The organism is Bacillus sp. REN3 (genome assembly GCF_017912555.1).
Lineage (GTDB): Bacteria > Bacillota > Bacilli > Bacillales > Cytobacillaceae > Mesobacillus.
Genome location: NZ_JAERSD010000008.1, coordinates 1 through 25438, shown reverse-complemented (window position 1 = coordinate 25438; position 25438 = coordinate 1). Strand labels below are relative to the sequence as shown.

The 25438-nt window shown below is 44.4% G+C and carries 27 protein-coding genes; 22 read left to right on the top strand and 5 right to left on the bottom strand.

The window, feature by feature from the left end:
* Positions 1-3: 3 nt before the first annotated feature.
* The 17 genes from mgsA to JJQ88_RS08945 all read left to right on the top strand — a co-directional run bounded on the left by mgsA (position 4) and on the right by JJQ88_RS08945 (position 16203).
* Positions 4-426, top strand: coding sequence for a methylglyoxal synthase (mgsA, locus tag JJQ88_RS09025; RefSeq protein ID WP_210365676.1), 423 nt, complete (start codon positions 4-6; stop codon positions 424-426).
* Positions 416-1123 carry a bacillithiol biosynthesis deacetylase BshB1 gene (gene bshB1, locus JJQ88_RS09020; protein ID WP_210365460.1) on the top strand — a complete coding sequence of 236 codons (708 nt, stop codon included), beginning with the start codon at positions 416-418 and terminating at the stop codon, positions 1121-1123. Before mgsA ends, bshB1 begins: the two co-directional genes overlap by 11 nt.
* Positions 1120-2259, top strand: a complete 1140-nt coding sequence (gene bshA / locus JJQ88_RS09015; RefSeq protein ID WP_210365458.1) for an N-acetyl-alpha-D-glucosaminyl L-malate synthase BshA — start codon at positions 1120-1122, stop codon at positions 2257-2259. The genes bshB1 and bshA overlap by 4 nt, the downstream gene beginning before the upstream one ends.
* Positions 2256-3455, top strand: a complete 1200-nt coding sequence (locus JJQ88_RS09010; protein WP_210365456.1) for a CCA tRNA nucleotidyltransferase — start codon at positions 2256-2258, stop codon at positions 3453-3455. Before bshA ends, JJQ88_RS09010 begins: the two co-directional genes overlap by 4 nt.
* On the top strand, positions 3439-4422 hold the full coding sequence (locus JJQ88_RS09005) for a biotin--[acetyl-CoA-carboxylase] ligase (RefSeq protein ID WP_210365454.1): 984 nt from the start codon (positions 3439-3441) through the stop codon (positions 4420-4422). The genes JJQ88_RS09010 and JJQ88_RS09005 overlap by 17 nt, the downstream gene beginning before the upstream one ends.
* 246 nt (positions 4423-4668) lie before the next feature.
* Entirely contained in the window at positions 4669-5505 is an 837-nt protein-coding gene (panB, locus tag JJQ88_RS09000) for a 3-methyl-2-oxobutanoate hydroxymethyltransferase (protein WP_210365452.1), read from the top strand.
* Entirely contained in the window at positions 5502-6350 is an 849-nt protein-coding gene (gene panC / locus JJQ88_RS08995; protein ID WP_210365450.1) for a pantoate--beta-alanine ligase, read from the top strand. Before panB ends, panC begins: the two co-directional genes overlap by 4 nt.
* A 22-nt stretch (positions 6351-6372) precedes the next feature.
* The gene (gene panD / locus JJQ88_RS08990; RefSeq protein ID WP_210365448.1) at positions 6373-6756 is read left to right on the top strand and encodes an aspartate 1-decarboxylase; all 384 of its coding nucleotides are present in this window, start codon (positions 6373-6375) and stop codon (positions 6754-6756) included.
* A gap of 170 nt (positions 6757-6926) precedes the next feature.
* Positions 6927-9725, top strand: coding sequence for an ATP-dependent DNA helicase DinG (gene dinG, locus JJQ88_RS08985; protein ID WP_210365446.1), 2799 nt, complete (start codon positions 6927-6929; stop codon positions 9723-9725).
* 54 nt (positions 9726-9779) lie between these two features.
* On the top strand, positions 9780-10601 hold the full coding sequence (locus JJQ88_RS08980; RefSeq protein ID WP_210365445.1) for a ComEC/Rec2 family competence protein: 822 nt from the start codon (positions 9780-9782) through the stop codon (positions 10599-10601).
* A gap of 258 nt (positions 10602-10859) precedes the next feature.
* Positions 10860-11030, top strand: coding sequence for a YpmA family protein (locus JJQ88_RS08975; protein ID WP_210365444.1), 171 nt, complete (start codon positions 10860-10862; stop codon positions 11028-11030).
* Positions 11031-11043: 13 nt separating this feature from the next.
* Positions 11044-11529, top strand: a complete 486-nt coding sequence (locus JJQ88_RS08970; protein WP_349237116.1) for a cell wall elongation regulator TseB-like domain-containing protein — start codon at positions 11044-11046, stop codon at positions 11527-11529.
* A gap of 28 nt (positions 11530-11557) precedes the next feature.
* Positions 11558-12742 carry a pyridoxal phosphate-dependent aminotransferase gene (locus JJQ88_RS08965; RefSeq protein WP_210365674.1) on the top strand — a complete coding sequence of 395 codons (1185 nt, stop codon included), beginning with the start codon at positions 11558-11560 and terminating at the stop codon, positions 12740-12742.
* Between the two features lie 150 nt (positions 12743-12892).
* Positions 12893-14173, top strand: a complete 1281-nt coding sequence (gene asnS, locus JJQ88_RS08960) for an asparagine--tRNA ligase (protein ID WP_481748291.1) — start codon at positions 12893-12895, stop codon at positions 14171-14173.
* Between the two features lie 245 nt (positions 14174-14418).
* Positions 14419-15126 (top strand): DnaD domain-containing protein, encoded by a 708-nt coding sequence (locus JJQ88_RS08955; RefSeq protein WP_210365442.1) that lies wholly within the window; start codon positions 14419-14421, stop codon positions 15124-15126.
* Positions 15127-15191: 65 nt separating this feature from the next.
* A complete protein-coding gene (gene nth, locus JJQ88_RS08950; RefSeq protein WP_210365441.1) occupies positions 15192-15842 on the top strand; it encodes an endonuclease III in 651 nt (216 codons plus the stop codon).
* A gap of 1 nt (position 15843) precedes the next feature.
* Positions 15844-16203, top strand: coding sequence for a YpoC family protein (locus JJQ88_RS08945; RefSeq protein ID WP_210365440.1), 360 nt, complete (start codon positions 15844-15846; stop codon positions 16201-16203).
* 189 nt (positions 16204-16392) lie between these two features.
* On the opposite strand, the gene JJQ88_RS08940 is transcribed toward JJQ88_RS08945, so the two are convergent.
* Positions 16393-18987, bottom strand: a complete 2595-nt coding sequence (locus tag JJQ88_RS08940) for a PBP1A family penicillin-binding protein (RefSeq protein WP_210365439.1) — start codon at positions 18985-18987, stop codon at positions 16393-16395.
* Between the two features lie 31 nt (positions 18988-19018).
* Positions 19019-19630, bottom strand: a complete 612-nt coding sequence (gene recU / locus JJQ88_RS08935) for a Holliday junction resolvase RecU (protein WP_349237115.1) — start codon at positions 19628-19630, stop codon at positions 19019-19021.
* Between the two features lie 123 nt (positions 19631-19753).
* Between recU and JJQ88_RS08930 the strand changes: the two genes are divergently transcribed.
* Positions 19754-20734, top strand: coding sequence for a DUF2515 domain-containing protein (locus JJQ88_RS08930; protein WP_210365672.1), 981 nt, complete (start codon positions 19754-19756; stop codon positions 20732-20734).
* Between the two features lie 339 nt (positions 20735-21073).
* On the opposite strand, the gene JJQ88_RS21850 is transcribed toward JJQ88_RS08930, so the two are convergent.
* A complete protein-coding gene (locus JJQ88_RS21850; RefSeq protein ID WP_481748290.1) occupies positions 21074-21184 on the bottom strand; it encodes a hypothetical protein in 111 nt (36 codons plus the stop codon).
* A gap of 226 nt (positions 21185-21410) precedes the next feature.
* Between JJQ88_RS21850 and JJQ88_RS08925 the strand changes: the two genes are divergently transcribed.
* Together JJQ88_RS08925 and JJQ88_RS08920 are read left to right on the top strand one after the other, a co-directional pair.
* Positions 21411-21662: a hypothetical protein gene (locus JJQ88_RS08925; RefSeq protein WP_210365437.1), complete on the top strand. Its 252-nt coding sequence runs from the start codon at positions 21411-21413 to the stop codon at positions 21660-21662.
* 51 nt (positions 21663-21713) lie between these two features.
* Positions 21714-22079, top strand: a complete 366-nt coding sequence (locus tag JJQ88_RS08920) for a YppE family protein (RefSeq protein ID WP_210365435.1) — start codon at positions 21714-21716, stop codon at positions 22077-22079.
* 57 nt (positions 22080-22136) lie between these two features.
* Here the strand turns inward: JJQ88_RS08920 and JJQ88_RS08915 are convergent, their stop codons facing one another.
* Positions 22137-22334, bottom strand: a complete 198-nt coding sequence (locus JJQ88_RS08915; RefSeq protein ID WP_210365433.1) for a YppF family protein — start codon at positions 22332-22334, stop codon at positions 22137-22139.
* Positions 22335-22527: 193 nt separating this feature from the next.
* Here JJQ88_RS08915 and JJQ88_RS08910 point away from each other — a divergent pair, with 193 nt between their 5' ends.
* Positions 22528-23073, top strand: coding sequence for a YppG family protein (locus JJQ88_RS08910; RefSeq protein WP_246861017.1), 546 nt, complete (start codon positions 22528-22530; stop codon positions 23071-23073).
* Between the two features lie 90 nt (positions 23074-23163).
* Here JJQ88_RS08910 and JJQ88_RS08905 read toward each other — a convergent pair whose 3' ends face one another.
* Positions 23164-23637, bottom strand: a complete 474-nt coding sequence (locus JJQ88_RS08905; protein WP_210365431.1) for an Hsp20/alpha crystallin family protein — start codon at positions 23635-23637, stop codon at positions 23164-23166.
* Positions 23638-23829: 192 nt separating this feature from the next.
* On the opposite strand from JJQ88_RS08905, the gene hcp reads away from it, so the two are divergent.
* A complete protein-coding gene (hcp, locus tag JJQ88_RS08900) occupies positions 23830-25134 on the top strand; it encodes a hydroxylamine reductase (protein ID WP_210365430.1) in 1305 nt (434 codons plus the stop codon).
* Positions 25135-25438 lie beyond the last annotated feature (304 nt).

Sequence of the window (25438 nt, the reverse complement as noted above, 5' to 3'; positions counted from 1 at the left end):
ACTATGAATATTGCTTTAATAGCCCATGATAAGAAAAAAGATGATTTGGTGGCCTTCACCGTTGCATACAAACATATTTTCGATCAGCATAAGCTGTTCGCGACTGGGACTACTGGCTTGAGGATCATTGAAGCAACCGGGCTGAAAATTCATCGTTTCCAGTCTGGCCCGCTCGGAGGAGATCAAGAAATCGGCGCCAGGATTGCTAATAATAGGATGGACGCGATCTTTTTCTTTCGGGACCCGCTTACAGCACAGCCTCATGAGCCTGATGTCACCGCACTCGTAAGGCTTTGTGACGTATACTCGGTACCGCTTGCAACAAATATGGGGACTGCGGAAATCCTCATAAAAGGGATCGAGAGAGGCGACCTTGAATGGCGGGAAATCGTAAAAGAAAAGCAGGGTGAAAACAATGAAGCTTGATATCCTTGCTTTCGGCGCCCATGCGGATGACGTTGAAATTGGGATGGGGGGCACGATTGCCAAATATGCTGATGAAGAAAAAAACATTGGTATCTGTGATTTGACGAGAGCTGAAATGTCTTCAAATGGAACAGTGGGAACAAGGATGGAGGAGGCAGCCAGCGCAGCCGGAATCCTCGGTGTAAAGGTCAGGGAAACCTTGGATATACCTGACAGGGGTCTCTTCCTGAAGGAAGAGTATATAAGGAAAGTTGTGAAAGTGATCAGACTGTACCGCCCGTCATTAGTATTTGCGCCATATTTTGACGACCGTCATCCTGACCATGGCAACTGTGCCCGCCTGGTAGAGGAGGCGGTCTTTTCGGCAGCAGTCCGAAAATACGGTACGGATTTGGAACTGCCTCCGCATCGGGCAAGAGGATTTTATTATTATATGATCAATGGATTCCACAAGCCTGATTTTGTTATCGACATTTCGTCCACAATGGACAGGAAGGTTGCAGCGTTAAATGCCTATAGCAGTCAATTCGAAAAAGGGGAAACTACTTTTGAGACCCCGCTTGTAAATGGCTACATCGAAAGTGTCGAAGCACGTGAAAAGCTGTTTGGCAAAGAGGTTGGAACAGAGTTTGCCGAGGGCTTCAAATCAAAAAAACCAATATTAATCCAAAAGGATTTGTTAGGGGAAGGGAAATGAAAAAACTTAAGATTGGCATCACCTGCTATCCTACAGTCGGCGGTTCAGGCGTTGTCGCAACTGAACTTGGGATATTGCTTGCGGAAAAAGGGCACGAAATACACTTCATTTCTTCAAGCCTGCCATTCCGATTGAAAAAAATGTACCATAATATTTCCTCCCATGAGGTGGAAGTCAACCAATATTCCGTCTTCCAATACCCTCCCTATGATATTGCGCTTGCAAGCAAAATCGCAGAAGTCGCAGTCCTCGAGAACCTTGATGTTCTTCATGCCCATTACGCGATTCCCCATGCGGTCTGTGCGATTTTAGCGAGAGAAATGAGTGGGCGCGATTTGAAAATCGTGACGACACTCCATGGGACAGATATCACTGTCCTCGGATATGACCAGTCACTGACTGATGCCATCCGTTTCGGCATTGAAAAGTCAGATTATGTTACAGCAGTATCTAACTCGTTAATTGCCCAGACTCATGAACTGATAAAGCCAAACAAAGAAATTGCCTGTGTTTACAATTTTATTGACATGAAGGGTTCAAGGAAGACAGATTCATGTGAGCTTAGAAATGAACTTGGAATCCTTCCGGATGAAAAAGTGATCATCCATGTTTCCAATTTCAGGCCGGTCAAAAGAGTTCCAGATGTTGTCAAGGCGTTCGCGGGGATTCTCGAAAAAATGCCTGCAAAACTTTTGCTTGTAGGGGATGGTCCCGAAATGAAGGCTGTATGCACTCTCGCGGAGGAGCTTGGGATCAGGGATAAAATATTGATGCTCGGCAAACAGGATACAGTGGAGGAGCTATATTCCCTAAGTGATTTGATGCTCCTGCTATCGGAAAAAGAGAGCTTCGGCCTCGTAGCTTTGGAAGCCATGGCGTGCGGAGTCCCTTGCATCGGAACAAATATTGGCGGGATACCGGAAGTGATCAAGGATGGCGAAACGGGATACATATGTGAACTGGGAGATACCCTTGATGTTACCGAAAAAGCCGTTGAAATCCTTTCGGGTGCTGATCTCCACAAGCGATTCTCGGAAAATTCAGTAAAAAGGGCCCGGGAGCGATTCAGTGCCGAACAGATTGTTGCCGAATATGAGAACATCTATTATCAACTAGTAGGGCGGGACGAGCGATGATTGGAAGACCTTTCTTGGATGCAGCTCCTGTCCTTGAGGCAATTGAACATTCCGGATTTGAAGCTTATTTTGTCGGGGGATCGGTCCGTGACCATATTCTTGGCAGGGTTATTTCGGATGTTGATATCGCAACATCCGCACTGCCTGAGGAACTGAAGCAGATATTCCCAAAAACTACGGATATCGGCATCGAACACGGTACGATACTTGTTCACTTCAAAGGAGCGGCATATGAAGTGACAACCTACAGGGCAGAATCGGGCTACAGTGACTTCAGACGGCCAGACAAGGTTTCTTTCATAAGGTCATTGGAGGATGATTTGCAACGGCGCGATTTTACCATGAACGCGATGGCAATGGACAGACAAGGGCGGATCATCGATCCATTCCGTGGACAGCAAGCCATAGCAAATCGGCAAATCGTCACGGTGGGCAACCCCGATGAGCGGTTCCGTGAAGATGCTTTAAGGATGCTGAGGGCCATCCGATTCCATTCGCAATTAGGATTCGAAATCGAAGAAAACACCTTGGCTTCCCTTGAAAGAAACAGTGCCTTGCTCGTAAACATCGCAGTGGAAAGAAGAGCGATCGAATTCGAAAAGATATTGGTAGGCCAAAACCGGCAAAGAGCGATTGAAATGCTGGCGAGAACCGGTATCCATCAATATTTGCCGGGACTCGGGGGACAAAAGGATAGACTGGTCCGGTTTTCCGAAATCGAGTCAAAACAGCTGACACTTGCTGAAATATGGGCATTACTGCTCTTTACGCTCGAAATCGGCAGCAATGAATATGAGCCGTTTTTGAGGAGCTGGAAGCTGCCGGTGCAAAGAATCAGGAAAATAAAGGATATTGTTACATGGCTCCACTACAGGGAACATGAAGAGTGGACCAGGAAAACGGTTTATGGAGCTGGATTGGAAACAGCTATTTCTGCGGAAAAAATTATTAACAGCATTTCCTCAGGAATGAAAAGCGACATTCCAAGAATCAAAGACCTATATGAAGGGCTCCCGATAAAGAACAGATCTGATTTGCAGGTATCTGGCAATGACTTGATGGAATGGCTGGACAGAGGTGCAGGGCCGTGGATCCGGGATGTATTGGAAGAGGTTGAACGAGCAGTTATATTCAGAGAAGTGCAAAATAAAAAGGATCAAATAAGGGAGTGGCTTCAGCATGCAATCCGAAATTAGGAAAAAGATGATAGAAGCATTCACCAATTCTGATTGTGAATACTTGTCAGGCCAGCACTTGGCGGATATTGCCGGCTGTTCGCGCACTGCCGTCTGGAAGCACATCGAGGATCTCCGCAAAGAAGGATTCGAGTTCGAAGCAGTAAGGAGAAAAGGCTATAAAATCATTTCCATGCCTGAACATATGACTGCTGATAAGATAAAGCTCGGACTGAAAACCGCTTTTGTCGGAAGGAATCTCCATTATTTTGATAGCGTGGATTCCACCCAGAAAATCGCGCAGGCGCTGGCATATGAAAACGCGGATGAAGGAACAGTCGTTATTGCAGAAGAACAGACTGCCGGCAGGGGAAGGATGGACAGGAAATGGTATTCTCCAAAGTATTCAGGCATTTGGATGAGCATTATACTCCGTCCCAAGCTTCCAATCCCGAAAGCGCCACAGCTGACTCTGATTGCTGCAGTAGCTGTGGTCCAGGCGATTGAAGAAGTCACCGGTATTTTGCCAGAGATCAAGTGGCCGAATGATATCCTGGCCAACGGCAAAAAGCTTACCGGCATCCTTACAGAACTGCAGGCAGAGTCGGATCGTATCAACTCCATCATCATCGGGATCGGAGTGAATGTGAATACACGGGAGGAGGACTTTCCTGAAGATTTACTTTCAATTGCTTCTTCTCTCGCGATCGAGACAGGAAAGACAATAGTCAGGGAAAAGTTGATCCGGGCAATTCTTGAGGAACTGGAAAAGCTGTATTTACTATATTTGGAAAAGGGCTTCTATCCAATCAGGCTGATTTGGGAAAGTTATGCAGTCAGCATCGGCAAGAATATCACTGCACGGACACTGACCGGGGAGATCAGAGGCAAAGCCATTGGGATCACAGATGATGGGGTATTGCTCATCGAGGATTCTGGCGGAAGGATCCACCACATCTATTCTGCTGACATCCAGTTAAATGAATGAACCGGCTAGTAGCCAAAGGGAAGCTCTTTTGCTATAATCATTCTGGGCAGTATCGCATGAACTGCACCTTTTCGTGTCTAGCAAGTGATCAAATATAATAGGTCTGCCTGGATCCTGCGATGGACTGGGACAGAGGGATGAAACAAATGCATGGCTTCAAAGGGTCCTTCTGGTATAGATGGGCCCTTTTTTAGTGTAAGCATTGAAGGATTGTTTTATCTCCTCTTAAAAAAAGGAGGGATCGCTATGAAGCAAACTACCGATTTTTTGAAGATGAAGCAGTCAGGAAACAAGATTGTCATGGTGACAGCGTACGATTATCCATCAGCTAAACATGCAGAACAGGCTGAAGCGGACATGATCCTGGTCGGTGATTCACTTGGAATGGTCGTTCTCGGTTATGATTCAACTATTCCTGTGACGATGGATGATATGGTCCATCATGCAAAAGCAGTGAGAAGAGGCGCAAGCAATACATTCATTGTTGTCGATATGCCATTTATGAGTTACCATCTCTCAATACGGGATACCCTTTTGAATGGAGCGAGGATCATCCAGGAGACCGGCGCGAATGCCGTAAAGGTCGAAGGCGGGGATGAAGTCATCGACCATATTAAAGCATTGACCAGGGCAGGCGTTCCGGTCGTCGCACACCTCGGACTCACTCCACAATCTGTTGGAGTGCTTGGAGGCTATAAGGTACAGGGGAAAAGCGCGGATGCGGCCAAGAAATTGCTCGATGACGCAAAAAAATGTGAAGAAGCAGGTGCCATCTCGCTTGTCCTTGAATGCGTGCCTAAGCAGATTGCCGAGCAGGTTTCCAGCAGCCTGTCGATTCCAACCATTGGGATTGGAGCAGGGGTGAACGTTGACGGACAAGTGCTTGTTTACCATGATATCATCACCTACGGAGTAGATCGCGTGCCTAAATTCGTAAAGCAATACGAAAATGTGAATGAAAAGATTGCCGCAGGTTTGAATGCTTATGTATCGGAAGTTCGGAATAGCGCTTTCCCGGAAGAGAAACATAGCTTCACGATGAAGGAAGAGGAACTCCAGTCATTATACGGAGGAAAAGAATGAAGGTCATTACAACAATCGCTGAAATGCAACAGCATATTTTAAAATTGAAACAATCAGACGCAACAATCGGCTATGTGCCGACTATGGGCTATCTTCACGAGGGCCATGTCTCGTTATTGAGGCAGGCAAGGAAAGAGAATGACATTGTCGTACTGAGTATATTCGTGAATCCTCTCCAATTTGGGCCGACGGAGGATCTTGATGCTTATCCAAGGGACTTTGAAAGGGATAGGAATGTCGCTGAAGAGGAGGGCGTTGATTTCGTTTTTTATCCGTCAGCAATGGAAATGTATCCGAAATCACCATCGGTCAAAGTCTTTGTACAGGAACGGACTGAGGTCATGTGCGGCAAATCCAGGCCTAGCCATTTCGATGGTGTCGCGACAGTCCTCGTGAAATTATTCAATATTGTCCAGCCGGGCAGGGCTTATTTTGGATTGAAGGACGCCCAGCAGGTTGCGGTTGTCGATGGTCTGATCAGGGATTTCCATTTTCCAATCGAACTGGTCGCTGTCGAGACTGTGAGAGAATCTGACGGATTGGCCAAAAGCTCCCGCAACGTGTATTTGGATCAAGAAGAAAGAAAACAGGCAGCCGAATTGAATAAAGGCATGATACTTGCAAAGGAAGCAATTATGGAAGGCGAACGCGACCCAGCGAAAGTATTTGCAGCAATTCGGGAACACCTAAGCCAGAATTGTGATGCAAGCATTGAATATATCGATATTCTCTCATATCCGGATTTGATGAAGCTTGAAAGGCTGCAAGGTAAAATCATTATCGCCCTCGCTGTGAAATTCTCGAAAGCAAGGCTGATCGATAATATCATCCTGGAAGTCGAATAACGAATTAGGGGGAAGAAAAACTATGTTCCGCACCATGATGAATGCAAAAATCCATCGCGCCCGCGTGACTGAAGCAAATCTCAATTACGTAGGAAGCATTACGATTGATAGCGAGATCCTTGACGCAGTCGGGATGGTTGGCAACGAGAAAGTCCAAATCGTCAACAACAATAACGGTGCCCGCTTTGAAACTTATATCATTCCTGGGGAAAGAGGGAGCGGGGTTGTCTGCTTGAATGGAGCGGCAGCGCGCCTTGTCCATGAAGGAGATGTGGTCATCATCATTTCCTATGCCCTAGTTCCTGAAGAAAAAGTGGCAAGCCACCAGCCAAAGATCGCTTTGATGGACGAAAACAACCGGATTGTTGAAATGATAAACGCAGAGCCGGAAAAAACGATTTTCTGACTGGAACTCCCGCAATCGCGGGAGTTTTTTGCATACATATGAAAGATTTAATTTTAGGAGAATAATGGGAGGGAGTTTCTTTGGAGATTTTTGATTGGCAGAACTGGTCCTTTCTCTTTTCCTGAATTTATGATACGTTTTTGATTGACTGAATGTTAGAGGTGTATGTTATGGGCCATAAATATGTAGTAATTGATTTGGAAACCACAGGGAATTCTCCAAAAAAAGGCGATCGGATTATCCAATTGGGTGCCGTCATTATTGAAGATGGAAAGATTTCCAGCCGGTTCAATGCACTGATAAACCCGGGAAGGGAGATTCCGGTTTTTATAGAGGAACTGACAGGAATCACTGATTTAATGGTGAAGGAGGCTCCTTTTTTCAAGGAGATTGCCCATGAAGTCGAAAATATGCTGAAGGATGCATATTTCGTGGCTCATAATGTCTTATTCGACCTTTCTTTTTTACAGGAGGAGCTTATGGAAGCAGGACTGGAGGGTTTTTATGGACCTGTTCTTGATACTGTGGAACTGGCGAGGATCTTTTATCCAGCAGCTGACAGTTTCAAACTCAATGATCTTGCTTCAAAGGAAGGTTTGCAGCACGACCGGCCTCACCAGGCGGATAGTGACGCGTTCGTTACAGCTGAACTTCTGTTGATCATGCTTGAAAAAATGAGGGAGCTTCCATATGTAACATTGAGGGAATTGACAAAGCTCTCGGAAGGTTTAAAGAGCGATCTCCATCTTATATTTGAAGAAGCTTTAACTGTCAAAGAAGGAAAAATAGAAAGTTTGCCGCCAGGAATCCAAGTTCATCGTGGAATCGCCCTCAAGACGATGACCTACGGCACCGGGAAAGGCCATCAATCGTTAGACTATCCGCATTCAGCTGTGGAGAAACAGAGGCTGCTTCAAAAAGGCCTGGAAAGGTTGGAAACGCGGGAGGGCCAATATGAGATGATGGACCTCGTCTATGAAGCCTTTTCGAATAATTGGCATGCATTAATCGAGGCAGGGACCGGTGTTGGGAAATCGCTAGGCTATCTCGTTCCCGCAGCCGTGTTCTCCAGGGAAAAAAATGTACCAGTTGTCATCAGTACATATACGACGCAACTTCAAGAGCAGCTGTTGGCGAATGACGTGCCGATGCTTAACACAATGTTTGACGGCAAATTGGAGGTTGCATTGATAAAAGGTCGCAGCCATTACATCAATATGGCGAAGTTCGAACAATCCCTCAGGATGGAGGAGGAGAACTACGATACTGCTTTGACAAAAATGCAGATTCTAGTCTGGCTGACCCAAACAGAGACAGGTGATGCCGATGAATTGAATCTGTCGAGCGGCGGCATGCTGTTTTGGAATAAAATCAAGAATGACCATTCGCTGTTCCTTAAAACAAAACCATGGAAGGAATTTGATTTCTATCGTAGAGCGATTGAAAAAGCCAGATTGGCCGATCTTCTGATCACGAATCATGCTATGCTCCTGACTGACTTGGTTTCTGGCAAACAGGCACTTCCGGATTATGAATATGTCATCCTCGATGAAGGACATCAATTCGAAAAGGCAGCAGGTAAGCATTTTGGCCAATCCATTGATTTCATGACACTCCGGCTTTTATTGAACCAGCTTGGACAATTTGAGCAGCAACAGCTTTTTTACAAACTTGAAACGATGCTCGACAACCATTCATCCCAGGTACATACTCAGGGCAGGAAGCAGACCTCCGTTGTGAATCGGTTAATTGCGGATTTGTCTTATGAAACCGATGAATTCTTCAAGCTTGCAGGCATTTATGCCAGAAAGGCGATTAAATCGAGAACTGCGGGCAGCAAGGTATATGCAGGGCTGAAAGAAGATGAAAAGAGCAGGACATGGACAGCGCTCAAAGCAGCGGCGGAAAGGTTTTACTTCCTTGTAAAGGATGTTGGCCTCGCCCTTGGGCAGAGGCTCAAGGAAGCCGTTAAGATTTCTTCGCTTTCACTTGAAGAACAAGCCCTGTTCGAAGAAATCGTTCAGCTCCGCTGTTCGCTCGAGAGCATCGGGGATACAGTTAAAGCTTTGTTCATCGAGGATACGGATAAAACAGTACGCTGGATTGAAGCAGATCTTCGGGCGCTGCAAAATTCAGCGACCATTTATGCCCGTCCGGCAAATGTTGCAGATTATTTGTCCGCACGCTTTTTCAATGAAAAACAAAGTGTAATCCTCACATCAGCAAGTCTTTCTGTCAATAGATCTTTCGAATATGTGAAGAATGAATTAGGTTTGCATGAGCCACATATCGAGAAAGTGATTGAATCGCCTTTTTGCTATGAAAAACAGGTAAGCCTTGTTGTACCTGATGATTTGCCGGATATTAAAGCCGTCAGCGATGATGAATATGTTGCCGCAATCACGGAGCATATCATTTCCATCGCCGAAGCAACGAAAGGCAGGATGCTTGTTCTGTTCACTTCCCATGATATGCTGAAAAAAACCCATGACTTGATTAAAGAGAGCGGATTGCTTGAAGATTTCATTCTGATCGCACAGGGCATAACAGCCGGCAGCCGGACCAGGCTGACAAGGAACTTCAAACGATTTGAGAAAGCGATCCTTCTGGGGACGAGCAGCTTTTGGGAGGGAGTGGACATCCCTGGAGAGGATCTTTCATGCCTGATCATAGTCAGACTCCCGTTTTCGCCTCCGGATGAACCGCTGACGGCAGCTAAAAGTGCGATGATCAAGGAAAGAGGCGGAAATCCGTTCACTGAACTGGCCCTTCCAGAAGCAATCCTCAGGTTCAAGCAAGGATTTGGAAGACTAATCAGGACGTCTACTGACAAAGGCATGATTTTTGTTTTCGACAGGAGGATCCTTACGACAGCTTATGGTAAGTCGTTTCTGTCCTCGGTTCCTGAAGTAAAGGTAAGGAAAGGGTCAATAACAGATATTATTGCACATGTATACGACTGGCTTTGATATTTTTAAGCGAAACGAGCACTCTATACCTAGAAGTCATTGGGAGGAGTGTTAATGAAGCTGCTTTTTGCGATCATGGCCGTGTTGAATTGGTATTATATCCCGTATGAATCACCATCTTCACCGGTGGAGGTGGAAGGGGTCGAGGTAAATCTTAAAAGAAATGAGCTTGCCTTTACTTTTTTCTCATTAAGCGATGGAGAGGCTGCTCTGATCCAGCATGGCAACGGCGAGAACATCCTCTTGAACACAGGAGGGGAGGATACTTTCCATGAGTTGGAACGGCTGCTTTCCCTATTCCGGGTTAGCTCCATCTCCAGTGTGCTTATAACATCCAGGGATGGATTGAGTAATCTGGAACAGGTCATCAGAAAATACAAAGTTGGCAATATCCTTGTCGGGAAATCAGTTCAAAACCTTATAAAAGCAGATCTCCCTGCGGAAATCAAATCCTGGAAGCAGGGGGATATAGAAGAAATTCTCCCGTCCTTAATAGCCGAATTGGTTTATGAGGGTGGCGAAGAAAAGGAAGGATCAGATATTTCCTTTCAATTTTTTCATCAACATATCTTTTATATCAGCTCGGCAAGCCGCAAAGCCGAGCAACAATTCCTGTCAAGGCCCTTAAAGAATGTGAACATCGTCAAGCTTCCCCAATATGGAGAAAGGGATTCGTTTTCAGATTTGTTGATAGAACATCTTGACCCTCAGCTTGCAATACTTTTTCATTCTAATGAAATCAAACCTGATCCCGACCTGCTCGAAATGCTCCATGAAGCATGGATTGATGTCTACTCAACAAGACAGCATGGCACCGTTACAATAAAATTCACTGATTCCAATTATGATGTGATTACGATTTTAAGCGAAGAGTAACGATCTTCGGTTGATCTTGCCAAAGAGGGCAAGAAAGAATGTTTCCCATGCAATAAGGAACACAGGGGAAGATAGCGGCAAATACAAAAATGGCATTGACGTTCGAGCAAAAAATGTTTTGCCTTTTATGCGTTATAGCTCTTACCAGTAAAGGTTTACACCTGATATAATGAGTGATATGTTTGTTTTATTTAAATGTTGCCGTATAGGCAGGAATTTATAGACAATAGTTATTGAGAACTGAGGGGGGAATGAAAGTTGGAAAGCAAGATCGAAGTTTTGGCAACGGTCAAGATACAGCAAAGTCCTGATTTGTATAAAGTTGTCGATATCCTGAACAGGACTTTAAAGCATGATGATCTAATGTTCGGGCTTGCACTGGACCAGGAGGATAAAGAAAAAGCAGTATTTACTATTTATCGTACATAAAGAAGGGGATATTGTGAAAAAATGGATTGTGACCATCTTCCTCATTGGGGCTGTGCTGACAGGAATCCTGGTGAATGTCTATTTGAATGCAGTCGAACCAGTAAAGGCTGCAGAAGAAAGGGCAATGAAAATCGCTGCGAAGGAAACGAACCTGTCAAATTTCAGCAATTTCCAATTATACAATGGTGAAGAAACATACTATGTCGTGATGGGAAAGAATAACAAAAAAGAGGATATTTACGTCTGGATTTCTGAAAAAGATCAAGAAATCGAAACTAGGGCTGCGAAGAACGGGGTCACAAAAAAAGAGGCATTAAATAAATTATATGATGAAAAAAATCCTCAGGAAATCATCGAGGTGAGGCTGGGGATGGCCAGGATTAAAAAAACGGACAGGCCAGCATGGGAAATTTATTATCGGAATGACAGCGACACACTGAATTATTATTACGTGGATTTCGATACGGGCGAAATGATCAGGGATATTGAAAACCTGTAAAACTAACGTTGGAGGTAAAGGGATGGAGATTCAATTAGCAAGCAGAGCGGGGGCACTCACGCCTTCTTCTACTTTGGCGATTACTGCAAAAGCGAAGGAGCTAAAGGCACAGGGAAAAGATGTGATCGGACTTGGAGCGGGGGAACCTGATTTCAATACACCACAGCATATCATCGACGCGGCAGTGAAATCGATGAATGAAGGGCATACGAAATATACACCTTCTGGCGGCCTTCCTGAATTGAAAAAGGTAATTGCCGATAAACTGAAAAAGGATCAGGGGCTTGACTATAAACAAAATGAAATCATTGTTACGAACGGCGCGAAGCACAGCCTTTATACTTTGTTCCAGGTTCTCCTTAACGAAGGAGATGAAGTAATCATCCCGATTCCTTACTGGGTCAGCTACCCTGAACAGGTCAAGCTGGCCGGGGGAACGCCAGTTTTTGTGGAAGGACGCGAACAGAATCATTTCAAGATCACCCCGGAACAGCTGCAAGGGAAGGTCACTTCAAGAACAAAAGCTGTGATTATCAATTCCCCAAGCAACCCGACTGGAATGCTTTATTCGAAGGAAGAACTGGAGGCGTTAGGGAAAGTCTGCCTTGATAACCGAATCTTGATCATCTCGGATGAAATATACGAAAAGTTGACCTACGGCAATGCTAAGCATGTATCCATAGCGGAAATTTCAAAAGAATTGAAAGAACAAACAATTATCATAAATGGCGTATCAAAATCACATTCGATGACCGGATGGAGGATTGGCTATGCAGCTGGTGACAGCAGGATCATCAAGGCAATGACTGATCTTGCGAGCCACAGTACATCCAATCCGGTAACACCGGCTCAATATGCCGCAATCGCTGCGTATTCAGGCAGCCAGGCGCCAGTCGAAGAGATGCGTTCGGCATTTGAAGAGAGACTCCAGATCATTCATGCCAAGCTGAACGAAATACCTGGGTTTTCTTGCATCATGCCCCAGGGCGCCTTTTATCTATTTCCAAATGCGAAAGAGGCAGCAGACATGTGTGGTTGCAGCAGTGTCGACGAGTTTGCAGAAGTTTTGCTGACTGAAGCAAATGTAGCGGTTGTGCCGGGATCAGGCTTCGGAGCCCCCGATTATTTAAGGATGTCTTATGCGACTTCTCTTAACCTGCTGGAAGAGGCGATCAAGCGGATTCATGAATATGTAAAGAACAAGTGTAAGTAATGGGATGGAGAATCGGTGACGATTCTCCATTTCATGGTTTTCAGTTCACATCAGTTGTTGCCTGCACCTGAAGGCAAATGTATAATAAAAACCATACATACTACTAGTTTTGTTTAGTTTTGGAGGGAACATATAGTGAATAAATCAACGATAGCAGAAATCCATAAATATGAAGGAAAAGATGTAAGGATTGGCGCCTGGCTGGCAAACAAGCGTTCAAGCGGCAAAATCGCTTTCCTACAGCTCCGCGATGGAACAGGCTTCATCCAGGGAGTCGTAGTGAAAAGTGAAGTAGAGGAGGAAGTATTCCAGCTTGCAAAGTCAATCACGCAGGAATCTTCCCTTTATGTGACAGGAACAGTCCAACGGGACGAACGTTCGCCACTGGGGTTCGAATTGCAAGTCAGTGGCATTGAAGTGATCCAACAGGCAAGTGATTATCCAATTACGCCGAAAGAGCATGGGACCGAGTTCCTCATGGACCACCGCCACCTATGGCTCCGTTCCAAGCGACAGCACGCAGTCATGAAAATCAGGAATGAAATCATACGTGCGACATATGAATTTTTCAATGAACATGGCTTTGCCAAGGTCGATCCGCCTATTTTGACAGGGAGTGCACCGGAAGGAACGACTGAATTATTCCATACCAAATATTTTGATGAAGACGCGTACTTATCACAGAGCGGACAGCTATATATGGAAGCAGCAGCAATGGCCCTTGGGAAAGTGTTCTCTTTCGGACCGACTTTCCGTGCGGAAAAATCTAAGACTCGCCGCCATTTGATCGAGTTCTGGATGATTGAACCTGAAATGGCTTTTTATGAATTTGAAGACAACCTTAAAGTTCAGGAAGAATACGTTAGCCATATAGTCCAGTCCGTATTGGGAAATTGCTCTGTTGAATTGAAAATTTTGAACAGGGATACATCAAAGCTTGAAAAAATTAAGGCTCCATTCCCAAGAATAAGCTATGATGACGCAATCACACTCTTGCATGAAAAAGGATTCGATGATATCCAATGGGGGGATGATTTTGGCGCACCTCATGAAACAGCCATTGCCGAAACCTATGAGAAGCCTGTATTCATCACTCGTTACCCAACATCATTAAAGCCTTTCTATATGCAGCCTGCACCTGATCGTGACGATGTCGTATTGTGTGCTGACCTGATTGCACCGGAAGGATATGGTGAAATCATTGGAGGCTCTGAAAGGATCCATGATTTTGATTTGCTGAAGCAGCGCCTTGAAGAACACAATCTGCCAATTGAATCCTATGAGTGGTATCTCCAGCTCCGTCAATATGGTTCAGTTCCTCACTCCGGTTTTGGACTTGGGCTTGAAAGAACGGTTGCATGGATCAGCGGGGTTGAACATGTACGTGAAACCATTCCATTCCCTCGCTTGTTGAACCGACTGTACCCGTAAGATAAAAATGGAACAGGCCCGTTTGGTCAGCGGGCCTGTTCTTTTTTTCGAGGCCGCATTGAATCACAGGGATGGTTGTATTCAATTGGCCATTGTTGACATTCTTGGGGTCCGATTGCTGCACCCAGCCACGCAACCAAAAAACGGGACTTTGTGTTGTTTTGATTAGTTTATGTTTTTGATCTTTTTCTATTTTGTTAACTGCCGGGCTTGTTCGTGCTATACTATGGAAAGAGGTGTCCGGAATGAAAAAAGCAGATGTTTTAGAATGGCTGAAAGAAGGGAATGTTACAATTCCCGCTGTACTGCTGACACAGTACAAAGAAATGGGTTTGAACGAACAAGAATTGGCTTTATTGCTCCATGTATTCTATTTTTCCGAAAAGGGAAATGAATTTCCTACTCCCGCGGAACTTGCAGCCCGGATGACAATATCTGCCTTTGAATGTACAGATTTGCTGCGTGGATTGATTCAGAGAGGATTTATTTCGATTATCGATGGCTATTCGACTGACGGAATCAGATACGAAAAATATACACTCGAACCTCTCTGGGAGAAACTGTTCGACCAATTCATCCTCCAGCGTAAAAGGGAAAAGGAGCATCATGACCATCATCAGGAGGTCGATGTATATTCCAGTTTCGAATCTGAATTCGGGCGTCCTTTATCTCCTTTTGAATGCGAAACCCTGGCAATGTGGATGGATGATGACCATCACGATCCGGTTATCATAAAAGCCGCATTAAGGGAAGCAGTCATCTCTGGCAAGCTGAATTTTCGGTACATAGATCGGATCCTTTTTGAATGGAAGAAAAACGGCATCAAAACAATTGAACAGGCAAAGAGTTATGGAAGGAAATTCCGTCAGCACCAGGCACATCTAAAAGAGGCAAGGAAAGAGACAAGAGTGTCGGCAAATCCAGTGCCTTTTTATAACTGGCTTGAACAGTGAGAACGTTCTACGGGAGAATTTATTCTCTCGTTTTTTTAACATAGGGAAGATTGGTGGATGGATCAATGCTAAATAAACAACAAATAAGGTTTTGTCTTGATGAAATGGGCAGGATGTTTCCGAATGCACATTGTGAACTCAATCATTCGAATCCATTTGAATTAGTGATTGCGGTTGCATTGTCAGCACAATGCACAGACGCGCTCGTAAACAAGGTGACGAGGGAGTTGTTCAAAAAGTATAAAACCCCGGAAGATTTCCTGGATGTCCCGCTTGAAGAATTGCAACAGGATATAAGGTCGATCGGCCTCTATCGGAATAAAGCAAAAAACATCCAAAAGTTATGCAGGATGCTGATCGATAACTATGGTGGCATAGTTCCTCAAGATAGGGATGAATTGACAAAACTTCCAGGTGTGGGGAGGAAAACGGCAAACGTAGTGGTATCGGTAGCGTTCGGAATACCGGCGATTGCTGTTGATACGCATGTGGAGCGTGTAAGCAAACGGCTGGCATTTTGCCGCTGGAAGGATTCAGTTCTAGAAGTGGAAAAAACCCTGATGAAAAAAATCCCTAAAGATGAATGGTCGATAACACACCACCGGATGATTTTTTTTGGAAGATATCATTGTAAAGCGCAGAATCCAAAATGTGAAATCTGTCCGTTGCTCGATGTTTGCAGGGAAGGCAAAAAACGGATGAAGGGAAAAGTCTGAGATGGAAGGAGCCAATTCGATCGCGGCGATTGAATCAGCAGCCAAGCAGGTTCTCGCCACGTGGAATCAGATCAAACCTAAACTTGAAATAAAATTCAAGACTCGTAGAGGCGATGAAGCAGCCGAATTGATGAAAGAGGGAGCCGAGCTATTGAAGCAGTTCATCTTCCTGTCGAACGAAGCAGAGGGACAGGTAGCCGAAAGCTTGGCGGTTTGTACCCATAAACCAATGAATGCAGAGGAACGGATCCACTTTATTTTTTCGAAACCGCGATTATACCATTCTTATATCCAGCTCTCTGGGTTGTTTGCAGAACAGGAAAAGCTTCATGCAAAGCTGACCGCCTCCCGAAAGCAATAAAAACAATAAACGTCCTGACTATGTTCGTCAGGACGTTTATTGTTATTTCCGCTCCAGGCTCTCCGTTTTCAACGAGCTTGACAGGGAACCTGATCGGCGCTTTGCGCCTTCAGGGTCTCCCCACCTCCTACTTTATCTTTCGCTAAAAACTAACATCAAAAAATAGCACTGCTCTTTAACGAAGCTTTATCATGGTGAAGGAAGAACAGTTCCATTTTCTCCATCACCGGTGCCACTGCCGTCGTCTTCACCGCCGCCCGTGTCACCGTCATTTCCACTTCCATTCCCATTTCCATTTCCGTTCCCATTTCCGTTTCCATTTCCGTTTCCATTTCCGTTTCCAGTTCCAGTTCCGTTTTCGTTGCCTGGATTGTCAGCTTCCTCTTCATTTCCATCTTCATTTTCATCGGGTTCTGGCTTTTTTGGTTCAGGTACTTCTATGGTAACGGAAACAGGTTCTGAACGTTGCTCACCCCTAATCGCTGTCACCTTGAACGAGTATATCCCTCCCGGAACGGGGTTGGCAATCTTCAAAGCAGTCTCAGCGGTAGTTGTCAGCTTTTGTTCAGGGCCTTCATCAAGGGAGGCTGTTACCTCAAACTTAATATCTTTCATTTCATCTTTTTTGAATTCCCATTTCAACAGGATTTCATTTGTTTTTTTATCATATTTTGCTTCTAGCTTTGCAGGGCTTTCAAGTTTATCAAACTTCTTGGAGACTTCCTTAGGAAGATTTCCCTTCACTGCGTATTCATAAAGGATTTTATCCTGAGGAGTATACTCCCCGGCAAGCTTGGCAGGCATTGTGCCTTTCTCTATTTTTACTTTTTGGACGCTTTTTGGAACAGGGAAATCCGGCGTATCGCCGTCTTGCGAAACGTAACTCATCAAGTCTTTGAAAAGCATTTGGGATATTTTTTGATCATCCCCGTATAAAGCTTTTTTCCTGTCTGGATAACCGGTCCAGATGGACGCAGTGTATCTGCTTGTGTAGCCGACGAACCAGGAATCAGGAACACCGCCGTTTTGGATGCCCCACTGTCTGATCTGATCATCCGTGTAGTTTGTTGTCCCTGTTTTTCCTGCAACCGGAAGACCAGCTATATTGGCGTATTGTCTGCCTGTACCTTCTTTGATGGCTGTCTTTAGCATGTCGGAAATCATGAAAGCAGTATAATCCTTCATCACTACTTCTGTTTCCGGTGTCATATCAATTTCTGTTTTGTCACGAAGGACGACTTTTTTGACCGCATGAGGTTTTGTGAAGAAACCATTATTGCCGAATGCTGCATAGGCTCCTGCCATCTCAATAGGGGAAACTTCATGAGCTCCGATAGCAGCAGATTCATAAATAGGATCGTTCAGTGTCAGGCCCAGATTAACGGCAAACTCGCGCGCCTTTTCGTTTCCGACTGCCTGGAACGCCTGCAAGGCAGGAATATTGATTGACTTCGCAAGAGCCATCCTCATCGTCATGATGCCGTTGTATTTATTATTCCAGTTTCCGATAGGTTCACCGTTTGAATACTTCATCGGTTTGTCTTCAAGCATGTGGTACGTGCCCCAGCGAAGATGTTCAATGGCTGGGCCATAATCAAGGACAGGCTTGATCGTTGATCCTGGCTGCCTTGTAATATCTGTTGCAAAATTCAATCCTCGTTGAACATTCCGATTGCGCCCCCCGCCAACGGCGCGGATTTCCCCGTTTTTCGTATCGAGCAGGGTGATTCCAGCCTGCATTTCATCATCAGGGAAAGGGATGCTTGAATTCTTGCTCAAAATATTCTCTACATGTGTCTGGGCTTTCTGATCAAGCGTTGTATAGATTTCAAGTCCATCTGAGAAAACATCAAAGTCTCCCTGTTTTTCCACTTCTTCGATGACAAGGTCGACAAATGCATCAAATGGTTTTTCATCCCGTTTTTTTCTTTCCTCTTCTTTTACAAGGGTAGATTCAACCGGGATTTTTTGTGCTTTTTCCTTTTCTTCCTTTGTGATGAACCCATGTTGGTACATTAAAGCAAGTACTACATTCCGGCGGTGCTCTGCCTTTTCAGGGTTTGTGAAAGGATTATAGTTATTAGGGCTTTGCGGCATTCCTGCAAGCAAGGCTGCTTCATGCAATTCAAGCTCGCTCAGGTCATCTTTGCCAAAATATATTTTTGAAGCCGTGAGGACCCCATGACTGCTCTGTGACATATAGATTTTATTCACATACATCTCAAAGATTTGGTGTTTTGTATACTTCTGCTCCAGCTGGTATGCCAGCCATGCTTCCTGTGCCTTTCTCGAAAGTGTTTTTTCGAATCCGAGAAAATAATTTTTTACAACCTGCTGTGTGATCGTTGATGCTCCTTCAGATCCGAAGCCATCGGTAATGTTGGCAAGGACAGCTCCGCCGAGACGGATGACATCGATTCCATTGTGTTTATAGAACCTGACATCCTCCGTGGCAAGGAATGCATTTTCAACCATCTTCGGGATATCCTCGTAGGCAACGTAATCACGGTTCTGTGAACCGACTTCTGTTACAAGGTCCCCGTTTTTATCATATATTTTCGAAGAGATCGGATCTTTAAGCATCGCCTTGTCAAGTTTAGGTGCATCCTGGACCATATAAGCGAAGGTGGCAATACCAGTTAGCATGCCAATGATCCCAAGGGCGATCAGCGCAAGGAAAATCTTCTTGATTGTTACTTTCTTGTTTTTGCTGCCTTTGGCTTTTTTATTTTTGGCTGCAAGCTGTTTTCGCCGCTCCTCCCTTGTTTGAGGTTTCTGTGCCATATATGTTTCATTCCTTTCTAGCAATTAAAAGCTAACTAAGTCTATAAAGATAATCTATTACTTTGATATAGTCAATCCTCGGGTGCAGCCCGACTGGGATATGATGTCCGGAAGCTTTTATTTCTTCCTTTGTGATCGACTTTCTGCCGCCATTTTTCATTCGTTCCCAATATTTCAGCAAATGACTGGCTTCCAGCAAGAAAACCTGCTCTTCAGTAGAAAACCGCAGGATAACAAAACAGATGCCATCCTGTTCCACCACGGACTTCATATGGGTGATTTGGTGTTCATGAAAATTTTTTAAAGGGAATGAAGTAGAAAACTTTGTCTCTTTTGCTTCAAAATCAATGTACTTGCCTTTATAAACCCCGTTGTAGTCAGTAGTGGAAGCTTGTTTAAAATATGCCTCCTTGATGACTGCAGCACTCCTGCGCGGATAATCGACATTCACAATTTGGACTGGAGTCGGCTTTTTATGGATGACGGCAATGCCTCTGTCTAGATAGTATGAGTTTGTTACATTCAAATCCTCCTCGAGCGTCATTCCTCTATTGCTATATACTGAATTTTTATGCCTCTTAGTGTTCACAGCTGGATTTTCCTTTGGAGTATACCTTTTTCCATTAGGATAATTGAAGATCACGCAGACCACCTCACAGACTACTCTTTATCATACCAAAACTCAAGCATTTTTGGTTGAATAAAAAGCACCATTTAAAATCATCCTATGAACAACTACAGGAAAAGGAAGAGACGGGCTGTGCCAATGAAACTAATCCGCCAATACCCGGAACTGACAGACAAAGAAGCGGAACTGATCGTGAAGGTAAAGGATGAAACAGCTAAGAAAAATGTCGATAATATCGCAAGAACGAAAGCGTATCTTGATTACTACCTGGCTGTGCCGGAGATCACCTGGGCTTTCCTGGCCAGCATGGTTTCAAGGAACGGCGGATACAATATGTGCGACCTTCAAGGAGAATGGTTGCCCAAAATAATTGATTCTAGTGTCAGGCAAAGGCTATTTCTTACATTTGAACGGGCAAATTGGCTGATATTCCGCGATGCCTATCCACAATTGCTCCTATATTACTATTCGACGAAAATAAATGCCCCAATGTTTCATTTGCTTGGATATCTTGATGTATCACAGTTTATGGAAAGAGAATGGATGTTATTTTGGGAGCATCGAGATCAGCAAAGACTTATGACTGCACTGATTGTAAACGAGCAAAATGTCATTCAGAAACCCGTTATCGAGCACCATGTATTCAGGAAGCGTGTATTCAATACATTTCTGTTCTTTTTCGAGGATGCGTTCCATTTCAGCACGGTATTGTTTCCGACATGTGAAGGACAGCTTTACGGCGCTAGCGTGAATGGATTCAAGTCACCTGGCAAGAGGATCGATTTGGGGAGGAGGCTTGCTGATATTCTGTTCGATGCCCGTTACTATCCATCGATTCTTGAATTTGCCATCAACACCGAGCATACAGCTTCACGGCATGATTATGAAAGATATTTTCAGTTCCGCAAAAAGAGGGACACTCCATTTTTAAGGTGTACTTACCCGGTCATAGAGCATAATTATCATCAGCAAGGGGATTGGTATAAAACGAAGAAATATAAATGGAATTACAATGGAAAGAGTCCAGTCCATCGCCACCCAGTCCTCTTGACTGGCTGGTACTTGAAGAAACAAAAACAGCTGCAAGCTTTGGCTGCAATAAAACAATTGTTCAATTGAACATGCATGTGAAAAAAGCAAGGTCATTCCTTGCTTTTTTACTTGTTGAGAAGGAAAGATCCAGTTCGAGACCGGTCAGGATGCAGGCATTCAGGTGCCGATCAGGCTGAAAAAGGGGAATTCGCACCTTTCCAGCTGGTTTGTTTCACGGCTTTGCCATCATAGGGCTTGAACGTGACGAAAGGGCTTTATTTAGTTAATGATCCATTTCATCGAGTGGCTTCAAGCTTTCCTATTACACTAAGAAAGCATAATTTGCGGGTAGCAGAAGGGTTGGCGTGTATCAATCCATCTCATACATACAATCATCGCCCCTGAGGTCGAACAAACAGCAGTCATTCACTCCGCGGGACGATTGGGCCCTTCAAGCTTTTTATCGCCAAAGCCTGTTCTGCCCCCGGCAGGTTGTTTAGGTTTGCTTTCTGTTTTTTTTCCTTGTTTTTTGCCCATTGAAAAACACCTCCTTTCACTAGTTTGTGCATCTTGGCGTCTTTAATGTCGGCAATTTTTGTCGAGCGGTTTGAATCTTGTGCTGAAAACCACTTTAATTGCCGAATCGCTTCTAGTTTTGTCAGGCAGACAGGAACTTGCTGTGAAGGAGAGAATCTTAAACAGGGAAACGTAAATGATTGCGAATCCAACCGGAAGACGAAAAAAGAAGCTGGGAGTGATGAATATGATAGTTGGAGTGGGAAAGGAACAGATTATTGAGATGATGACGGAAATACTTCATAATCTTGAAGCTGCTGATAAGGGCTTGCACGAATCGCTTTCCGCTATGCGTGAAGATTTGCTTTTGTCACAGTCGGAATCAATTGCCGAATTCGAAGGCTTGATGGCATTGTTGGAAAGCGATTCGGAATTGTTTTTTTCCGGATTGCAAGGAAATGCTCCAGACCCAGGCTTAAAGCTTGAATTAGGTTTTTGATATATATTAGAATGAAGACACTTTCAAGCTTGAAGGCAGGGTGATCGAATGATGGAAGAACAGCTTTTAACGCAGTTGACAAAACTATTGCTGGATAACCTTGAATATGCGCTTGATCGTTATGAAAAAACTAGGAATGAAGGCATAAGAGGCGATTTCCATACAGAAGTCAAACCGTTTGCTGATAAAGTAAGGGAAACTTCGGTCAAGTGGGAAGCTTTAGCTTCTCAATGGATATTTGAAAACAAACCGAAAAACCTTTATGCATCCCAAATCGGGACAGCCGCAGACTACCTTGAGGTGATATCCGTCCAGGCTTTTTTCCCGGAAACGAGCAAGAAGAGGTTTCTTGACCAGATTCAATCCGTTCAGTTCACCTTAAAAGGATTGCTTCTCGCCATTGGCAACCTGGATTGAAATAAAGAAGCACCAGATGTTAAAAATCTGGTGCTTCGCCTTGTCTTTGGCATGAAATTAAACGGTGATTTCCTTTTTATCTTCTGGAATGGAGGCTCCTTGAAGTTCCAGGTCACGAACAAGGTTCCTGTATTCTGTGATGGTGATTTCATTCTGGATATATGATTTCTTGGTGAAATCCAGTAATTCATTTACATGCTCAGGAGTATATTCTTTTGTCTGTGAAAATAAATTTTTCAGTTCGTGAACATTCATACTTTCATCCTCCTTCTTTGTTTGTTCAATGGTAACATGAAAAATGAATTGTCACATATTTTTCAAAAATTTAAACTTTCGACAATATTCCTCCGTATTAGACATATGCGGAATGCTTTTCCAAACAAAGCACCATCTGGGCGTTTAAAACATACAATACTGTAATGAAGAAATGGAGGAGGATGTTTTGCCCATGATTGGCCGCAGGAACAATGTCTATCTAAATCAGCCGCAGCATTCGGGATTTCCATATCCCAACCATCCGTTTCATTGGCTTATGGGCGGATATGATTTCACCCGGCAGCCGCAGTTTCCATATGCATTTACACAGCCATACTGGCAGCCAGCCGCTGGCAATTGGCAAAATCCATACCTGGCCCAGCCATTCGGAGGAAATATGAACATGCAAATGAACCCTCAATGGAGCCAACAATTAATGGCCCCTGAGGCAAACAGCCATTATTCCAAGACACTTTTCGAAAATCCGCTCCAGGCGCAGGATGATCCAATCTATGGCTATTACAGCCATCAGCAGGATTTCCAAAACCCCAATCCATATCCCCAGCAGGCTTTCCTGCCTAAACATCCGACAGGACTGCAATCGATCATGAATTCGTTTAAAAGTCAGGATGGGAACCTTGATCTCAACAAGATGGTGGATACTGCCGGGCAAATGGTCAATGCCGTAACCCAGGTTTCATCACTGGTCAAAGGCCTTGGCGGCATGTTCAAAGCATAAAAAAAGCAGGCATTCGCCTGCTTTTTCTAATTGGAATACAAAAAGAATTGTCAGCCTGCCGATCTGCAGAAACGTTAGTCAGGTTTCACCCTAACTTTCATCTATTGAAATGTCTATTCTCCTTCCTTGTTTTTTGGCTATTTTTACTTCAAGCAAGCCGTCCTTGTAAATAGCTTTCACTTTTTTTTCATTTATCCGCTGGGAGAATGGAATTGTCCTGCTCGAACGATTTTGGGATGTTTTCTGTGTCAATGTTTGTTTGAGATCATCCTTTATCATTAGCTTTTCCGATTTGCTGATTGCGATTGTCAGGGCATTATCAATCACGTCAATTGCTATATCCTCTTTTTTTACGCCAGGCAGTTCAGCCTTCACGATATATTCCTTGTCTGTTTCATCCATTTCAATCGGAAATGCTGAATGGGGGAAGGGATGCTTGAAAAATTCATCAATGGTCTGGAGAAACCCTCTCACAGGTTGTTCCTGCATCAGCTGATTCATTGATTTAAACCATTGTTCGAAAGCTTCATGCCTTTTTGGACGGTCCGGATGATTTGTGGCCATCGCTTTTCCTCCTCTGCAAAAAAATCTCATGATAGGATATGCGGAACAGAATGTCCTTGTTCTGTCCTTAAGTTAGCCATCCTTTTTTGAACGATTTGTGAAAAATGCCTTTAGTGTGATTTGAATCACATTAAGCCTCCCTATTCATTTGTATGCTGTAACAGTAAATAAAGCAGAAGAGGGGTTATATATATGTTTTGTTATCAATGTGAACAAACACCGACAGGCGGTTGCAAGGTTGTGGGAGTCTGCGGCAAGGATGAAACAATCGCGAGCCTCCAGGATACGATTATTTTCGCATTAAAAGGGATTGCAGCCTATAGAACGCATGCCAACCAGCTTGGCTTCACCGACCCATTTGTGGACGCGACGACACACGAAGCCCTTTACATGACTTTGACGAATTCGAATTTCAATGTACAGGAACATATTGACATGGCCATGAAGGTCGGGCAATCTGCAGTCCGTGTGATGGAAATGCTTGATGAAGCACATACAAGCCGGCTTGGAATTCCTCAGCCAGTCCGGGTCAGCCAGAATAAGATAGAAGGAAAGTGCATTGTTGTCACTGGCCATAATCTCTTCGCTCTTGAAGAACTGCTCAAGCAAACGGAAGGAAAAGGGATCAATATCTATACACACTCTGAGATGCTTCCGGCTCATGGCTACCCGGCGTTGAAAAAATACCCGCACCTAAAAGGGAACATCGGGAAAGCGTGGTTCGATCAAAGGCGCTTGTTTGAAAAGTTCCCGGGAGCGATCCTGGCAACGACAAATTGCGTCATGCCAATCAAAGGTTCGTATGCGGACAGAATGTTCACTTATGAAGTGGCAGGGCTTGAAAATGTAAAGAAAATCGAACAGGAAGATTTCTCTCCATTGATTGAGAAAGCACTGGAGCTTCCAGAAGCAAATATGGAATCAGAAGAAACATTGATGACAGGATTTCACCATGAAACAGTTCTAGGCATCGCACCTGAAGTCATCGACGCAGTAAAAGCTGGGAAAATCAAGCGTTTCTTTGTCATTGCCGGATGCGATGCCCCTGGAAAGGGAGGAGAGTACTACCGAGAGCTTGCGACATCACTTCCTCCCGAAGCGGTCATCCTGACAACTTCTTGCGGTAAATTCCGTTTCAATGATGTGGATTATGGGGTTGTTCCTGGAACGGACATCCCTAGATATCTTGATCTTGGGCAGTGCAACAATTCAGTTTCGACTGTGAAGATTGCCAAGGCTTTAGCTGAGGCTTTTGAATGCGACGTGAATGAATTGCCGGTCAGCATCGTCCTGTCATGGTTCGAGCAAAAAGCTGTTGCGATCCTCCTTGGTCTTTTCAGCCTCGGCATCCAGGATATCCGTATTGGGCCGAAACCGCCTGAGTTCATTTCTGAAGGTGTAATGCAAGTACTCCAGGATACTTTCAACCTCAAGCTGATTACGACTGCACAGGAAGATCTTGAAGCAATGATGGATCTGCAGAAAAATCAAGGATGACAGTCAAGAAGTTGATCTAGGCTGAAATCGACTCGGCTTCCAAAAGGGATGACTCCTTTTAGGCTGCTGTTTGCTCCCAGGCAACAATAATCTCCTGCATCAGGCCATATCAAAGGTTATGAAAATCCTTCTAGAAGGTGCTCTTCTTGATGGAATGGGTTCAGCCTATTTGCAGATGCTGTCTGGAATTATACAACCTGCGAAATTACGAATCGAGTAGGAGGGGGTGACTAACCCCCGACCTCTCACACCACCGTACGTACCGTTCGGTATACGGCGGTTCAATTAAGTGTGACGTAGAAAT

Coding starts and splice junctions, on each gene's coding strand:
- JJQ88_RS21850 (WP_481748290.1), bottom strand. CDS start 21,184: ATGGGCAAAAAACAAGGAAAAAAAACAGAAAGCAAACCTAAACAACCT.
- panD (WP_210365448.1), top strand. CDS start 6,373: ATGTTCCGCACCATGATGAATGCAAAAATCCATCGCGCCCGCGTGACT.
- bshA (WP_210365458.1), top strand. CDS start 1,120: ATGAAAAAACTTAAGATTGGCATCACCTGCTATCCTACAGTCGGCGGT.
- JJQ88_RS08920 (WP_210365435.1), top strand. CDS start 21,714: ATGGAAGAACAGCTTTTAACGCAGTTGACAAAACTATTGCTGGATAAC.
- JJQ88_RS09010 (WP_210365456.1), top strand. CDS start 2,256: ATGATTGGAAGACCTTTCTTGGATGCAGCTCCTGTCCTTGAGGCAATT.
- JJQ88_RS09005 (WP_210365454.1), top strand. CDS start 3,439: ATGCAATCCGAAATTAGGAAAAAGATGATAGAAGCATTCACCAATTCT.
- JJQ88_RS08940 (WP_210365439.1), bottom strand. CDS start 18,987: ATGGCACAGAAACCTCAAACAAGGGAGGAGCGGCGAAAACAGCTTGCA.
- panC (WP_210365450.1), top strand. CDS start 5,502: ATGAAGGTCATTACAACAATCGCTGAAATGCAACAGCATATTTTAAAA.
- dinG (WP_210365446.1), top strand. CDS start 6,927: ATGGGCCATAAATATGTAGTAATTGATTTGGAAACCACAGGGAATTCT.
- mgsA (WP_210365676.1), top strand. CDS start 4: ATGAATATTGCTTTAATAGCCCATGATAAGAAAAAAGATGATTTGGTG.
- nth (WP_210365441.1), top strand. CDS start 15,192: ATGCTAAATAAACAACAAATAAGGTTTTGTCTTGATGAAATGGGCAGG.
- JJQ88_RS08955 (WP_210365442.1), top strand. CDS start 14,419: ATGAAAAAAGCAGATGTTTTAGAATGGCTGAAAGAAGGGAATGTTACA.
- JJQ88_RS08905 (WP_210365431.1), bottom strand. CDS start 23,637: ATGGCCACAAATCATCCGGACCGTCCAAAAAGGCATGAAGCTTTCGAA.
- JJQ88_RS08945 (WP_210365440.1), top strand. CDS start 15,844: ATGGAAGGAGCCAATTCGATCGCGGCGATTGAATCAGCAGCCAAGCAG.
- JJQ88_RS08925 (WP_210365437.1), top strand. CDS start 21,411: ATGATAGTTGGAGTGGGAAAGGAACAGATTATTGAGATGATGACGGAA.
- bshB1 (WP_210365460.1), top strand. CDS start 416: ATGAAGCTTGATATCCTTGCTTTCGGCGCCCATGCGGATGACGTTGAA.
- JJQ88_RS08910 (WP_246861017.1), top strand. CDS start 22,528: ATGATTGGCCGCAGGAACAATGTCTATCTAAATCAGCCGCAGCATTCG.
- JJQ88_RS08980 (WP_210365445.1), top strand. CDS start 9,780: ATGAAGCTGCTTTTTGCGATCATGGCCGTGTTGAATTGGTATTATATC.
- hcp (WP_210365430.1), top strand. CDS start 23,830: ATGTTTTGTTATCAATGTGAACAAACACCGACAGGCGGTTGCAAGGTT.
- panB (WP_210365452.1), top strand. CDS start 4,669: ATGAAGCAAACTACCGATTTTTTGAAGATGAAGCAGTCAGGAAACAAG.
- JJQ88_RS08915 (WP_210365433.1), bottom strand. CDS start 22,334: ATGAATGTTCACGAACTGAAAAATTTATTTTCACAGACAAAAGAATAT.
- JJQ88_RS08930 (WP_210365672.1), top strand. CDS start 19,754: ATGAAACTAATCCGCCAATACCCGGAACTGACAGACAAAGAAGCGGAA.